The organism is Macrococcus capreoli (genome assembly GCF_025628935.1).
Classification (GTDB): Bacteria; Bacillota; Bacilli; order Staphylococcales; family Staphylococcaceae; genus Macrococcoides; species Macrococcoides capreoli.
Genome location: NZ_JAOTIS010000002.1, coordinates 112,393 through 125,783, shown reverse-complemented (window position 1 = coordinate 125,783; position 13,391 = coordinate 112,393). Strand labels below are relative to the sequence as shown.

The window sequence follows — 13,391 nt, the reverse complement described above, 5'->3', positions numbered from 1 at the left end:
TCGTAAAGAATGCGATTATATTCTCGGATAACGCTTTGAGTACGTTAATAGGACTGTTATTTTTCGAATTAATGCTTGTCTACGATTACTATTACGCAAAAAGGAGGCGTTAATTATGACGTATAAATTTAGCGTTTGGGAAGTATACGACGAAAGAAGACGCCGCGTTGGCGTTTATACAACGAAAGAATACGCAGAAAAAGCGTTATTGGACTTGCAGGCGCAGAAGGAACTTGACTATGGCGCATTCTGCGGGATTAACGAAATTAAAGTAAACGGAGGTAAAACGGATGGAATTTAATTATGATTTATTAGATGATTTATTAACGGTACAACGTGAATTTGACGCAAGAATTACGACTAAGCGCTTAGGTGATACTACGCTTGCTTATTTCGTAGAATTATTCGAATGGCTTAACTCGAAAGAATTGTTTAAGAATTGGAAAGCGTCACCGGGAAAAGGCTTAGACGTTGAGTTAGACGAATTAGCTGACGTATTAGCGTTTGCATTATCGTTAATCGGGCAAGGCTTAGATGCGATTGAAGATGAAGAAGAAGTAGCGCTTGAATACATTGTTGCCGAAGTAAACGAAGGGTTAGCGAAGATTACAGACGGATTCACGTTAGATAAGTCGGAGATAACATTATACTACATTCGTTTATTATTAAACGCGGTATTTGAAGACGAGCAGCCTTCATTAACGCTAGACTCCTTAGCGTTTCTATTAGCGCAGCCGTTCGTTATTGCAGAAGTTTATTATAATACAGACGCGTTAATTGAGGCGTATAAAGCGAAGATGGCGCGTAATCACGCGAGACAAGACGGTACGGCTGACGAAGATAGAGGATATGTTTAAACGAATATTGCGCCTTATGGCGCTTTATCGCTCTTTTAACGGATTTATACCAAAGAAAGATGGAGGCGAATGTGAATGACGAGTGATTATAGAGGCGCACCGTTATCGAGCCATACGGTTAGGCTGCGCTGCACAGTCAATTTCGACATAATAGAAGACGTATTAGCCCATACCGAGCAAGATGCGTTGGATACCATCGACGAGTGTATGGTTAGAGCGAATCTTATACGTGAGTACGACGAGTTATTCTCGGACATCGTATCTTTTGGCGTAATAGAGGCGACTATCGCAGAAAGAAACGAAGATTAAACGAAAGAAGGACGATATATGCAAGAATTAGCGAAAGAACTTATGAAGCAACTTGACGAATTCCATACGTATCCGCAACCGTATGATGACGCGTTAGAACAATGGCTACATCAATCGTATGCAGACGTATATAAAGCGGGTAAAAAGGTTAATTGGGGCGTAGTTTACTTTAGCCCGTCAAGTGCAAACGCTTGCCCTCGCGCATTATACGAAAAGGCGAAGAAAGCAAGACGCGATAAGAAAGAATGGCCTCCGCATCAAAGACGATGGTTAGCGTTAGGAACGATGGTGGGCGATATGTTGCAGCATGAAATGCTACTATGTGAACGCCATTACGAAAAGTTTACGGGCAAGAAACCGCGATTTACGATGGGAATGGTTAATGGCGGTAAATGGCCTGCGTTTGAAGACTTCATTTATACGCAGCATAAAGTCGAACATAACGGTGAAACGTTCTATTTAATGGGTACTTCGGACGGCATTATGATCGATAACGAAACAGGCAAGAAAGTCGGTTTAGAGATTAAATCGAAGCAGCAGACGCCATCAATGACGTCGATTAGAGCGATGACTGCGCCTAAGGAAGACCATGTTAAACAATGCGTATGCTATTCGATTATGTACGATGTCGATAAGTACATTATTGCGTATTACAATACGGCCAAAAAAGGTTGGTATTTAACGGAAGACGAATACGCTAAGACGCCCGATTTACGATTATTCGACGTAGATGTAACGCAAGAAGCGAAAGAAGACGTGTTAGACTATTTCGCTGACATCACACGTAGAGTACGCGAAAACGATCCACCGTTGCCGGACTTATCGAAATGGAAGTTTAACGATTATAAGGACGCAATTAGCGCTTCTATTACGGCAGAAGAGCTTGCGACGTTAGAAACCGTTGCAGAATTCTTAGTCGAGGATATGGCGGCTTGGGAACGTAAAAGCGTTTATGAATCATTGGACGATATTAAACGAAGATTTGACGAAAGACAGGCGGTATAATTTTACGATTTGTGTGCGAAATAGCGATGTAGATTCGTTAAATAAGTAGGAGGCGATATTATGACGAAGGAATTTAAGATGACGAAGTATTACGTAAGATACCCGAGTATTGACGGCGTACTAAACTGCTCTATCGGTTATATCAATTACGATACCGAATTAGACCGCTATATAATAGACGACTATGCCGAGGAGTTTGGCGAATACGTAACGCAGTTTACATCGGCTGACATCGTTAAGTTTCCGAAAGCAATTTTAGACGCTATCGGTAAAGGCGTTCTAGTATTGGAGGCGGTCGAGTGAGCGAAACATATCTCGGGCTAGACTTGTCGTACAGTAAATCGGGATGGTGCGTTATCGAAGTTAAAGACGGTGTACCATCGATAAAAGCAGCGGGCTTAATCAAGTCTGATACGAATAAACCGAGCGAACGGCGTATTGACGACACAGTAACCGAAATTAAGTACATCGCAAGTAAGACGAATCCGAAGGCGCTAATCAAAGAAGCGTCAATCATTCGTCAAGTATCGTCTGCAACACCGGTTATTAAGACACACGCCGTATATGAACACGAATTAGCAGCGTATTATCCGTTACATGACGTAAGCAACTCGACTGTTAAGGCGTGGGCTAGAACGGTATTAGGCGCAGATGGAACACGTAAGGATAAGGCGATGATCGCTGAAGCCGTAGAAAGGTATTATGAACGAAAAATAAACGAAATATGGACGCCTAGAGGCAAGTTATTAGACGATGTAGCCGATGCAATAGCGTTGGCAACGTTATGGCTTGAACGTGAAGGCGTTATTCAGACGAAGTATAAACGAAATTAAGTGGAGGTATGGCGATGAAAGAGATTTTTGCTTACGGATTTATTCTAGCGGCTAGCTTCGTGCTGCCGTTCATATTCGCTTTAGTTGTTGGTGGTATTGCTGACGTATTCTTTGTCGTGGATGTACTGCATAATGCGTTAATTTACGCAGAATATACGCTAATGTTCGTTGCTATTCTGTTAGCGTTAGACTACGTACAGGTGCATACGAATGAAGAAGATTAAGATTGTGTACTATAGTCGCACAGGTAACGTTAAAGCGTTTGTTGAACGTTATTTAAACGAGTATGAAACGGTAGACATTAGCGAAGTAAAGGCGATAAATACGCCATACGTTCTTATTACGCCAACATACGATTTCGGACAAGTACCCGAAGTTGTGACGAAGTGGCTACGTAAGAATAACGGATGTATGGTCGGAGTAATAGCGTCGGGCAATATGGCGTGGGGAAAGTTATACGGTCATGCAGGCGATGTTTTATCCGATATGTACGATGTGCCACTATTAGCGAAGTTTGAACTACGAGGCAATGTAGCAGATGGAATGCGAATTGAGTACGAATTAGAACGATTATTAGACGAAAAGGGGAAGATATTATGAGCGGTATTACTAAATTAAATGAGGCGTACGAAGAAGTATCTGCGTTGGTGACGAAAGACGATGCTGAAAGCGTGGCGTTAGTTTTAGCGAGCGCAGGCGACGAAGCTACGATTAATTTTAAAGGATCGGTGCTAGCTTTAGCGTTTATGCTTACTAAGAGCGAAGAGTTAGCCGGAGACTTATATCAAGCGGCGCAGATGGCGCTATCATATTTAGCTGACGAAGACTAATCGAAAAGGAGACGATATTATGATCGAAATTAAAGCAGGACAGGTGTGGCGTACTGAAAACGGTACAGACGTTTTAGTCGTAAAAGATGGAATGCTTTTTAATGCTGAAAGACCGAAATATAACGCTATTACACTAGAGGGAAACATCATACCTGCGTTTAATCCGTTATTAATCAACCCCGTACCTTTGCATGAATTCAGGAAAGATGCGAAATTATCGCATAAAATAGCGAATACATTACGTGGTTATTATGAGTAATTATACGGATAACTACGGCATATTTAAACTTATTGATGGCGGTTGGGCGCTTCTTTCAACGCACGAGACGTTGGATGAGGCGTTAGACACCGCAGCCCATTTAAACGAAACAAACGAAGAAATGTACGCAGTCGATTATATTGACGGCGCAGAAAGAGGTGTATCGAATGATATACGGAGTATTCGAAGTAATTAACGAGGGTACTAGCGACGAGATACTCGTTTTAGTTAAGGCGTTTGCTCACGAATTCGACGCAATAAAATTCGCAAACGTTAGTTATTACGTAGTTAAGCCTATTATTATCGAAGGGTATTATCACATCTACGGAGATGAAAACGAATTTTAAACGAATAAATAGCGCAGAAAGATGCGTAGAAAGAAGGCGGTATTTTTGACGAAGAAAAAGACAGCAATAGAATTAAATAACGAAGTTATGGAACGTGATGCAAACGGTAATCTTGCATTCAATCCGCAAAAAGATGCCGAAGCAGTAAAGGCGTACTTTATCGATCATGTCAACGTCAACATGCGATGGTTTCACGACTTAGCCGAGAAGATCGAATATTTAACCGATAATAACTATTGGGATGCGGAGTTGTTGGCGCAATATTCGTATGAAGAAATTAAATCCGTATTTAAAGCAGCTTATGCGAAGAAGTTTCGATTCCCTTCGTATATGAGCGCATTTAAGTTTTATAACAATTACGCATTAAAATCAGACGATAAGAAGACGTATTTAGAACGATACGAAGACCGTGTGTCGATTGTTGCGTTGTTTTTCGGTAAAGGTAGCGTAGATACTGCGCTAGACTTCGTAGAACTGTTAATAACGCAGCAATACCAGCCCGCGACGCCCACCTTCAATTTATAGGAGGCTTTATAAGGAAACTTATATCGAAAACCCGTCTAATCAAAGGACGTCTCATGGAGATAACTATTGAGCTAAATCTACTTACATACCTCGTCTATTATTATAGGAGGGGTTGAATGTATACATTATATCGAATAAGCAATTTAGTAAATGATAAGGTTTATTTCGGAATATCTTCGCAAGTAGAGAAAAGATTCGGTCATCATAGAAGAACACTTAGTTATGGAACTCACGGGAACAAAGAAATGCAAAAAGATTATGATGACGGAGTAGAGTTTATTTTCGAAATAATTAAAGAGGGACTAAGCGAAGAAGAGGCAGCAGCTTTAGAAAAGAGTTATATTTCTCTGCACAGGGATAGAGTGTATAACTTTGCTTATAGTGGGAAGCCAAAAGAACATACAGTCGAAACTAAACGAAAAATATCCGAAAGTAAACGAGGAAAAACGACAGGCAAGGATAACCATTTTTATGGCAAGACTCATACCCCGGACTCTATAGCTAAAATGAAAGAATCGCTAAGCCGCATAGACAGATCGGGCGGTAATAACCCGTTTTCAAAAAAAGTTATAGTGAATGGAGTCGTTTATGGTTCTGTAAAAGAGGGGATGGCTGCCTCGGGGTTAAAGAAGTTTAGGTTTTATAAAGCACTTAGAGACGATACAAATGACGATATAAGGTATGTAAGTTAGTAAATGCGCAACGACTATCGAAAGCACACTTTTGTGTAAGCGAGTAGAGTACATTCAAGCGAATGGAAACGGCGGGAATCCTTCGGGATTATGACATAGTCTACTCTTTGCAGCGATGTAAAGCAGTTCATAAGAGAACGGGCAACGCTTAGCGAACGTTGTCGAATATTTGGCTTAAATGTAGGGAAAGCACGTGGAGGCGAATTCATTTCGTGTTTCTTGCTCGAATGTGGCGACTCTTTAAACGACATTAACATGATGAACTCGACTGCGCGACAGTTATCGAAGATTGGTGGAGGCGTTTCGGCTAATTTAACTAAGACTAGGGCGAAAGGCGAAACGATTAAAGGTGTAGAAAACGTATCTTCGGGCGTTGTACCGATTATGAAAAACTTAGACCAATCGTTTAGGCACATCAATCAGACGGGCGCAAGAACGGGATCATGCTCGGTATACCTAAACGTATTCCACGCGGACATCTACGACTTTTTAGCGACTAAGCGTATTAGCGCAGACGACGATGTACGTTGTCCTACGTTAAATCTAGGAGTGGTTATTCCCGACAAGATGATTGAACTCGCTAGAAATAACGAGCCTATGTACGTATTCTATCCGAAGAACTTCTACGACGTTACAGGCGAACATCTTGACGAAGTAGACTTGACGGCTAGATACGACGAGTTCGTTGCCAATCCCGAAATCAGACGAGATAAAATCGATCCTAGAGCGTTATTAGAACGTATTGCTATTACGCAGATTGAGTCAGGGTATCCGTATATATTATTCGAGGATACTGCGAATAGAGCGCATGCGTTGGATAATCTCGGCAAGGTAAAGTTTTCCAACTTATGCTCGGAGATACTCCAATACAGCGAGTTATCCGAGTTTGGCGACTACGGTAAAGGCGAAGATAAAATCGGTTTAGACATTTCGTGTAACTTAGGCTCGCTAAACATTGCTAACGTAATGAAATCGGGAGACATCGGCAAAGCCGTAGTACAAGCGGTTGATGCGTTAAATACAGTATCCCGCAGTAGTGACGTACAGAATGCGCCTGCCGTTAATAAGGCGAATAAAGAGATGCGTTCTATTGGGTTAAAAATCGCCTAGCCCAATTAAAAGTCTGCTATATGCTGGAAAGCCTTAAAGATTGATGGTACTTGAATCTTACCAATTCGTTAAAGTGAAAATCCATCAATATGTAAATAGGTAATCAGCAGGGAAGTCGTGGTTGACCCCTCAGAGGCTATACGCAGACTAACTTAACTATTAAAAGAAAGGGGGATTCTGATGGAGATTTGGAAGGATATAGAAGGCTACGATCCTAAGTATCAAGTAAGTTCTCAAGGTAGAGTAAGAATTAAAGAGAATACGACTTTTAGATTTAATATGGGGAAACTTAGACCTTATACTCAAAAGGAAAAGATAGTTAAGCAGTCGGATAACGGGTGCGGATACTTGAAAGTAGGGTTAACCGATACGCATGGAAACAGAAAGAATGCTTACGTTCATAGATTAGTAGCTATTGAATTTTTAAGTAACCCTAACCAACTTCCTCAAGTAAACCACATTGACGGAGATACTTACAACAATTCTTTAGATAACTTAGAGTGGGTTGATAGAAGAGATAACATGCTACACGCTATTGATGTTTTAAACTTCATGCCTAACACAGACGGAATAAACGACCCTAGACCTGTGCAGCAGTTAGATCGACATTCAAAACAAGTAATTGCCGAATATAGTTCCATTTCAGATGCTCAAAAGGACACAGGTGTACGGCATATATCTAGTGTTTGTAGAGGGTGTAGAAAATCTGCCGGAGGATTCCTTTGGAGATACAAAGAAAGTAGTTAAGTGAATGATATAGTCCAACCCCCTAATAAATATCGGGAAACCGAGGGTATTACATTGTAGGCGCAATGAATTTGCACGGATACCTAGCAAGCGTAGGCATTCCGTATGAATCAGAAGAAGCGATTGAGTTCGCAGATACATTCTTTATGACGGTTAACTATTGGTCGCTTGTTGCATCGAATATCGAAGCACAGAAGACGGGCGAATCATTCTACGGTTTCGAAGGCAGTAAGTACGCAACAGGCGAATATTTTGACGAATATATCCCGAAACTTCCCGAATTGAAGTCGGATAAAGTTAAAGCGTTATTCGAAGGAATGCACGTTCCTAGCGAATTAGATTGGCGTCGCCTAGCAGACGATGTTAAAGCGTACGGACTGTATAATTCTTACAGATTAGCAATCGCACCAAATGGCTCAATATCGTATGTACAGTCGGCTACTGCGTCAGTTATGCCGATTATGGAACGTATTGAAGACCGTACTTATGGCGACAGTAAAACGTACTATCCGATGCCGGGATTAAGTCCGCAGACGTGGTTTATGTATAAAGAAGCGTATGATATGTCGATGTTTAAAGTAATCGATTTAATTGCAACTATTCAACGCCATGTCGATCAAGGAATATCGTTTACTGTATTCGTTAAAGATTCGATTACAACACGAGAATTAACACGCATTCAACTATATGCGCACTATAAAGGCATTAAAACGTTGTATTACGTAAGACAAAAGAGCGTAGGACAGGAGGAGTGCTTGAGTTGCAGCGTTTAAGCGTGAGAGACATTAAATGTGGAGATGTATTTGAGTCTAATAAATGTGGCAAGTATAAAGTATTGAGAGTCGAGTCTTCGGTTAAAGTTTATATAGAATTTTTAGAAACCGGGTTCAAACGGTATGTTTCTATAAGCAGTATGACAAGCGGAAGTATTAGAGACGGGTTTGTTAGGACTGTTTGCGGAGTTGGGTATTTAGGGTACGCAAAGTCAACAGACGACTTAAATCTGTATAGTGTGTGGAAAAGTATGATTGAGCGATGTTATCGTAAAACACATGTACATTATAAAAATTACGGAGGCAAAGATGTTAGCGTTTGTGATAGATGGCACAGTTTCGAGAACTTCTTGACAGACGCTAAAGAGTTAGAGGGGTATAAGGAAAAGTCTAATAGCGACTATAAATATGAATTAGACAAGGATCATAAGTGTTTGAACGGCGACAAGATATATTCCCCTACAACATGTATGTGGTTACGTGCTGACTTAAATAACGCGAATAGAACAAATAACGCTCACATACTAGCCTCACACCCTATATACGGAGATATAGAATTTAGGAACATCAGAAGATGGTGTAGGCATACGGGTCACATCGTTCAACGGATAACTCACATATTAAAATACGGCGGAACACACTACGGATGGACTTTTAAACGTATTGAGCACTAGAAAGGACGGATTAAATGGCAATTATTACGGCAGAAAAATTAAAAGAACGCTATACCGCAGGGAATTGGTCGGTGGCAGACGATTCTTTCTCGAAGATGTTCTTATTGCAGAATTTAAAGCAGTTTTGGCTTCCCGAAGAAGTAGCACTAGCAAACGACCTATTAACGTGGAAGTCGCTAACACCCGAAGAGCAATTCGTTTATAAATCAGTATTAGGTGGCTTAACGCTGCTTGATACGATACAGGGTGACATTGGAATGCCTTCGATTATGGACGCAGTAGAATCGCATCAACAGAAAGCCGTGCTATCGTTCATGGGCGCAATGGAGAACGCAGTTCATGCACGAAGCTATTCGAATATATTCATGACGTTAGCGCCACAGAAAGAGATTGACGAGGTATTCGAGTGGATAGAAAATAACGAATACTTGCAACGTAAAGCAGAAATTATCGTTGACTACTACGAACAAGCAGACGTAGACACGTATTCTGCTATGGTTGCGAGTGTAGCGCTAGAATCGTTCCTATTCTATTCGGGATTCTTTTACCCGTTATATCTCGCAGGACAAGGTAAATTACGTGCAAGTGGCGATATTATATCGTTAATTATTCGAGATGAGGCTATCCACGGCGTATATGTCGGGCTACTTTCACAGAAAAAGATAGAATCGTTTGAAAACGAACATAAGGAGAACATTACCGAAACTGTATTCGAATTATTCGATCGTTTGCTTGAAAACGAAATAGCATATACGCGCTCACTGTATGACGGAATCGGATTAACGTTAGAAGTTATCGATTTCTTAAAGTATAACGCCAATAAAGCGCTTATGAATTTAGGATACGAGGCAAGATACGAACATGACCCCGTTAATCCAATCGTAATGAACGGATTAGTGACAGATACAACCGCCATTGACTTCTTTAGCGAAAAAGGGACGATGTATAAGAAGGCTACGGTAGAAGCGATTAGAGACGAAGATTTCGTATTTGACAATGTAAACGATTTTCAAACGAATTAGAAACGTAGAAAGATACGCAGAAAGAGGGCGATATATTGGACGCTAATCCAACGTATTATATTCAGATATTCTTAAAGAGCGGTCATGAGTTGTTTGCGTATGTATGGCGTGATGATTACGAGCGTTTAATGACCGCCTTTAATTCGCCATTAAGACGGTTTATACGAACACCTATCGTATTGCCGTCAATAGATGGCGGCGAGATAGCGTTTAGAGTTTCGGACATAAACTTCGTTATTAAATCGAAGGACGAACCGGAAGACATAAACACGGAGGACGAATTATATGACGAATAAACTGCACGGAAACGTATTATTATACGGTCTACGTGAACGAATGACAGACGAGCAAGAAGCGATGGTTCAATCGATACTAACGAATAGGTTGACGATTGTGAACGCCGCGGCAGGAACAGGTAAGACGACTATTGCCGTTGCTATGGCGAAGTATTTATACGAAACAAAAGGGCAACGTTGCGTATTCTTATTCGGTACACCGCAAGAGCGTACATTAGGCTATAGACCGGGCACAACTGCGGAGAAAGAACTCGAATACTTAGCACCATTGATTGACGCTTTACAAGAATGTGGCGAACAAGACCCGCTAAACGTTATTCAACAAGCGGGAGATTTCGTTGGTAGCGATAAGAAGTGGGTTGAGGCGCGTTCACATACGTTTACACGTGGAACGAATCTAAAAGGCAAGACGGTTATCATCGAAGAAGCACAAAGTCTTACTAGAGGCGAATTAAAGAAAATTTTAACGAGAATTCACGATTCATGCACGGTTATCATGATAGGCCACGAAGGACAGATCGACTTACCTAAAGCGTCAACTAGCGGATTTGTGCCATATATAGAGCATTTTAGAAACGAAGAGTACTGCTGCGTCGTTGAGCTGACAAAATCGTTTAGAGGCGAACTTGCGCAACACGCAGACAATTTAACATGGGAGTGAGGCGTGTGACAAAAATAATTACATTATCTAGTGGCAAAGAGTGTCTTGTTGACGATGATGTATACGAATGGGCTTCTGCTAATAAATGGTCTGATGACGGAAGAGGGTATGCCATCAGAAGAGTCAGAGACGGGAGAAATAGCACCGAAAAGATGCATAGGCTAATAATGAACGCAAAGGAAGGCGAGTACGTCGACCATATTAACGGGATACCGTGGGATAACCGACGAGAAAACCTTAGGATAACGACTAATCAACAAAACTGCTTCAATAGAGGCCTTTATGCTACCAATACAACAGGTTATAAAGGTGTGTCAAAGATAAAGAGTTCCGGCAGATATGTCGCTAGTATACATCTTGACTACAAGAAAAGACATTTAGGCGTCTTTGCAACCGCATTGGAGGCCGCTAGAGCATACGATAAAGCAGCTATAGAATTGCACGGGGAGTATGCCGTTATAAACGGCGTATAAACGAAAAATAAACGAAAGAAAGGACGATTTTATGGCGAACATAGACGTACATTTTAGTAGCGCTACAAACGAGTGGGCTACGCCACAAGCGCTATTTGACGCTTTAAACGAAAGATACACTTTTACGTTAGACCCTTGCAGCGACGGATTAAACGCTAAATGCGCTAAATTCTTTACGATTGAAGACGATGGGTTAGCGCAGGATTGGTCGCGGGACACCGTATTTATGAATCCGCCTTATGGACGAGCAATAGGCGAATGGATACGTAAGGCATACGAAGAAAGTTTAAAAGGCGCGACGGTAGTTTGTTTAATTCCGTCAAGAACGGATACGAAATATTGGCATGATTACGTAATGAAAGCGGACGAAATCTGCTTAATTAGAGGACGAGTTAAGTTCGGAGGCAGTAAACAGTCTGCGCCGTTCCCTAGCGCTATAATAACGTTTAGTGGCGCAGAGAGAGAGAGAGAGAGAGAGAGAGTCCGTTACTGACGAGTATGGACGTTATAAACGATAAATAAACGAAAAGAGGACGATAGAATGGATAAACTGTTTACAACGAAATCATGCACGCAATGTGCCGCATTAAAACCGCACTTATCCGCAAATAACTTAGACGTAGAAATCATCGACGCCGAAGATAATCCCGAATTAGCGTTTGAACACGGAATCATGAACGTTCCAACAATCGTTACTACTAACGGTGACAGATACGTAGGTGGCGCAGAAGGAGTGCGTTATATCCACGAAAGGAAGGCGAAGTAAATGCGTGAATTACTATACAGATTTAGTTTAGCGTGGCTTCTAACGTTATTTGTATTGGCACTAAACGTTATTATATTTAACGATCCATACGAAGAAACCGAGGGTATACTCGCTATATTCGTAAATGCTGCTGCTATCACCGCAGTATCATACGTATTCGAATATTACGATGATTGGAGATACCGCCGATGATTAGATTCGTACCAAACGCAATAATGACGCTAATTGTCGTGTTACTACTCGCTGCTAAGACGGCAGTAGTGACGGATGTAACGCCTAATTGGTTATTCTACGTTGATAACTATATAACGGTTTATATCATTTTTGCGATATTAGACGTACTTAATTACGTATATTTACGATGGAATGCAGGAGGAGACGAAGTATGACGAATAAACAGGTATATTTAGCAGGCGATCTTTTAACGTATGGCGCACAACGACAACGAGCGTATGAAGCCGAAGAAATACGTAAGATAGGTGTTGATGTATACGCACCGCAAGAAGACGCTTCAATAAACGATAAAGCTAACGCAGTACAGGAAGGGTTGGCGGAAAGAATCGTTAATAACGACACGCAGGGTATTATGTCATCGGACATTATCGTTATCGATGTACATGAGAACGGCAAAGGAACGTTAGTCGAACTCGGGCAGATAAAAGGTATGAAGGATATGGCGACGATTATTCTCGGCTATTTCGAGTTAGCAAACGAAGGATTACTCGATAAAGAAGACGTGTTATACGCTATCGAGTGGTGCTGCACAGATGTCGTTAAAAAACGTATACTACCGCACAACACCGACATCAGACGTTTAAATACGTCATCACAATCGGGCGATCGTCGTGAGTATGGTGTTAATCAGTACGTTTACGGTACGGTTTTAGATTTAACGGATGGATACGGATTCTATGAATTTGACGAAGTATTAGACGAATTAAAAACGTTAAAAGACGGTGAATATTAATGCGATGTATTCTCGTAACAGATAACGGTTGTTTAGCGTCCATGACCGCAAGGAATTGGGCGCGCGGCCGTAATATAGAAATCGTTGATGTAAACGAAGTACCCTCCGTAATAACCCTATATGGCGTAGTGAAGTTTCCGACGCTATTAACTATCGGAGATTACGGATTAGTTAACGGAAGAGTTGACGGATTTAACGAAGGCAAGTATAACGATGTTTTAAACGATATTTAGACGAAAAAGGAG

General features: G+C 41.2%; 23 protein-coding genes and 2 pseudogenes. All 25 read left to right on the top strand.

From position 1 onward, the window contains the following. Positions 1-115 precede the first annotated feature (115 nt). The 25 genes and pseudogenes from OCL94_RS02320 to OCL94_RS02200 all read left to right on the top strand — a co-directional run bounded on the left by OCL94_RS02320 (position 116) and on the right by OCL94_RS02200 (position 13,379). Entirely contained in the window at positions 116-301 is a 186-nt protein-coding gene (locus tag OCL94_RS02320; RefSeq protein WP_262994149.1) for a hypothetical protein, read from the top strand. Next, positions 291-857 carry a dUTPase gene (locus tag OCL94_RS02315; RefSeq protein WP_262994147.1) on the top strand — a complete coding sequence of 189 codons (567 nt, stop codon included), beginning with the start codon at positions 291-293 and terminating at the stop codon, positions 855-857. Before OCL94_RS02320 ends, OCL94_RS02315 begins: the two co-directional genes overlap by 11 nt. Before the next feature lie 327 nt (positions 858-1,184). Then, complete coding sequence (locus OCL94_RS02310) at positions 1,185-2,171, top strand: hypothetical protein (protein ID WP_262994145.1); 987 nt, start codon at positions 1,185-1,187, stop codon at positions 2,169-2,171. Between the two features lie 60 nt (positions 2,172-2,231). Then, on the top strand, positions 2,232-2,474 hold the full coding sequence (locus tag OCL94_RS02305) for a hypothetical protein (protein WP_262994144.1): 243 nt from the start codon (positions 2,232-2,234) through the stop codon (positions 2,472-2,474). Beyond that, complete coding sequence (locus tag OCL94_RS02300; protein ID WP_262994142.1) at positions 2,471-3,004, top strand: RuvC family protein; 534 nt, start codon at positions 2,471-2,473, stop codon at positions 3,002-3,004. The genes OCL94_RS02305 and OCL94_RS02300 overlap by 4 nt, the downstream gene beginning before the upstream one ends. 14 nt (positions 3,005-3,018) lie before the next feature. Continuing rightward, positions 3,019-3,228, top strand: coding sequence for a hypothetical protein (locus OCL94_RS02295; protein WP_262994140.1), 210 nt, complete (start codon positions 3,019-3,021; stop codon positions 3,226-3,228). Beyond that, a complete protein-coding gene (gene nrdI / locus OCL94_RS02290; RefSeq protein ID WP_262994138.1) occupies positions 3,215-3,604 on the top strand; it encodes a class Ib ribonucleoside-diphosphate reductase assembly flavoprotein NrdI in 390 nt (129 codons plus the stop codon). Before OCL94_RS02295 ends, nrdI begins: the two co-directional genes overlap by 14 nt. After that, on the top strand, positions 3,601-3,834 hold the full coding sequence (locus tag OCL94_RS02285) for a hypothetical protein (protein ID WP_262994136.1): 234 nt from the start codon (positions 3,601-3,603) through the stop codon (positions 3,832-3,834). The genes nrdI and OCL94_RS02285 overlap by 4 nt, the downstream gene beginning before the upstream one ends. Before the next feature lie 19 nt (positions 3,835-3,853). Beyond that, positions 3,854-4,093: a hypothetical protein gene (locus OCL94_RS02280; protein WP_262994134.1), complete on the top strand. Its 240-nt coding sequence runs from the start codon at positions 3,854-3,856 to the stop codon at positions 4,091-4,093. After that, positions 4,086-4,289: a hypothetical protein gene (locus tag OCL94_RS02275; RefSeq protein ID WP_262994132.1), complete on the top strand. Its 204-nt coding sequence runs from the start codon at positions 4,086-4,088 to the stop codon at positions 4,287-4,289. Before OCL94_RS02280 ends, OCL94_RS02275 begins: the two co-directional genes overlap by 8 nt. Before the next feature lie 172 nt (positions 4,290-4,461). Next, positions 4,462-4,956, top strand: a pseudogene (locus OCL94_RS02270) (ribonucleotide reductase N-terminal alpha domain-containing protein); the annotation flags it as partial. Positions 4,957-5,081: 125 nt separating this feature from the next. After that, the gene (locus tag OCL94_RS02265) at positions 5,082-5,657 is read left to right on the top strand and encodes an NUMOD3 domain-containing DNA-binding protein (RefSeq protein WP_262994130.1); all 576 of its coding nucleotides are present in this window, start codon (positions 5,082-5,084) and stop codon (positions 5,655-5,657) included. Between the two features lie 219 nt (positions 5,658-5,876). Continuing rightward, a complete protein-coding gene (locus OCL94_RS02260) occupies positions 5,877-6,767 on the top strand; it encodes a hypothetical protein (protein WP_262994128.1) in 891 nt (296 codons plus the stop codon). A 180-nt stretch (positions 6,768-6,947) separates the two neighbouring features. Next, positions 6,948-7,514, top strand: coding sequence for an NUMOD4 domain-containing protein (locus OCL94_RS13265; protein ID WP_411268462.1), 567 nt, complete (start codon positions 6,948-6,950; stop codon positions 7,512-7,514). A 56-nt stretch (positions 7,515-7,570) separates the two neighbouring features. Further along, positions 7,571-8,287 (top strand): annotated as a pseudogene (locus tag OCL94_RS02250) (ribonucleoside-diphosphate reductase subunit alpha); the annotation flags it as partial. A gap of 688 nt (positions 8,288-8,975) precedes the next feature. Further along, on the top strand, positions 8,976-9,983 hold the full coding sequence (nrdF, locus tag OCL94_RS02245; RefSeq protein WP_262994127.1) for a class 1b ribonucleoside-diphosphate reductase subunit beta: 1,008 nt from the start codon (positions 8,976-8,978) through the stop codon (positions 9,981-9,983). A gap of 35 nt (positions 9,984-10,018) precedes the next feature. Continuing rightward, positions 10,019-10,279 (top strand): hypothetical protein, encoded by a 261-nt coding sequence (locus OCL94_RS02240; RefSeq protein WP_262994125.1) that lies wholly within the window; start codon positions 10,019-10,021, stop codon positions 10,277-10,279. Beyond that, positions 10,269-10,940, top strand: coding sequence for a PhoH family protein (locus OCL94_RS02235; RefSeq protein ID WP_262994123.1), 672 nt, complete (start codon positions 10,269-10,271; stop codon positions 10,938-10,940). Before OCL94_RS02240 ends, OCL94_RS02235 begins: the two co-directional genes overlap by 11 nt. Before the next feature lie 5 nt (positions 10,941-10,945). Then, positions 10,946-11,413: an HNH endonuclease gene (locus OCL94_RS02230; protein ID WP_262994121.1), complete on the top strand. Its 468-nt coding sequence runs from the start codon at positions 10,946-10,948 to the stop codon at positions 11,411-11,413. A gap of 31 nt (positions 11,414-11,444) precedes the next feature. Next, positions 11,445-11,906: a phage N-6-adenine-methyltransferase gene (locus OCL94_RS02225; RefSeq protein ID WP_262994119.1), complete on the top strand. Its 462-nt coding sequence runs from the start codon at positions 11,445-11,447 to the stop codon at positions 11,904-11,906. Positions 11,907-11,954: 48 nt separating this feature from the next. Next, entirely contained in the window at positions 11,955-12,179 is a 225-nt protein-coding gene (locus tag OCL94_RS02220) for a glutaredoxin family protein (protein WP_262994117.1), read from the top strand. Further along, positions 12,180-12,371 (top strand): hypothetical protein, encoded by a 192-nt coding sequence (locus OCL94_RS02215; protein ID WP_262994115.1) that lies wholly within the window; start codon positions 12,180-12,182, stop codon positions 12,369-12,371. Further along, entirely contained in the window at positions 12,368-12,568 is a 201-nt protein-coding gene (locus OCL94_RS02210; protein WP_262994113.1) for a hypothetical protein, read from the top strand. The genes OCL94_RS02215 and OCL94_RS02210 overlap by 4 nt, the downstream gene beginning before the upstream one ends. Continuing rightward, a complete protein-coding gene (locus tag OCL94_RS02205) occupies positions 12,565-13,146 on the top strand; it encodes a nucleoside 2-deoxyribosyltransferase domain-containing protein (protein ID WP_262994111.1) in 582 nt (193 codons plus the stop codon). The genes OCL94_RS02210 and OCL94_RS02205 overlap by 4 nt, the downstream gene beginning before the upstream one ends. Continuing rightward, the gene (locus OCL94_RS02200) at positions 13,146-13,379 is read left to right on the top strand and encodes a hypothetical protein (RefSeq protein ID WP_262994109.1); all 234 of its coding nucleotides are present in this window, start codon (positions 13,146-13,148) and stop codon (positions 13,377-13,379) included. The genes OCL94_RS02205 and OCL94_RS02200 overlap by 1 nt, the downstream gene beginning before the upstream one ends. The last annotated feature ends 12 nt before the right edge of the window (positions 13,380-13,391 follow it).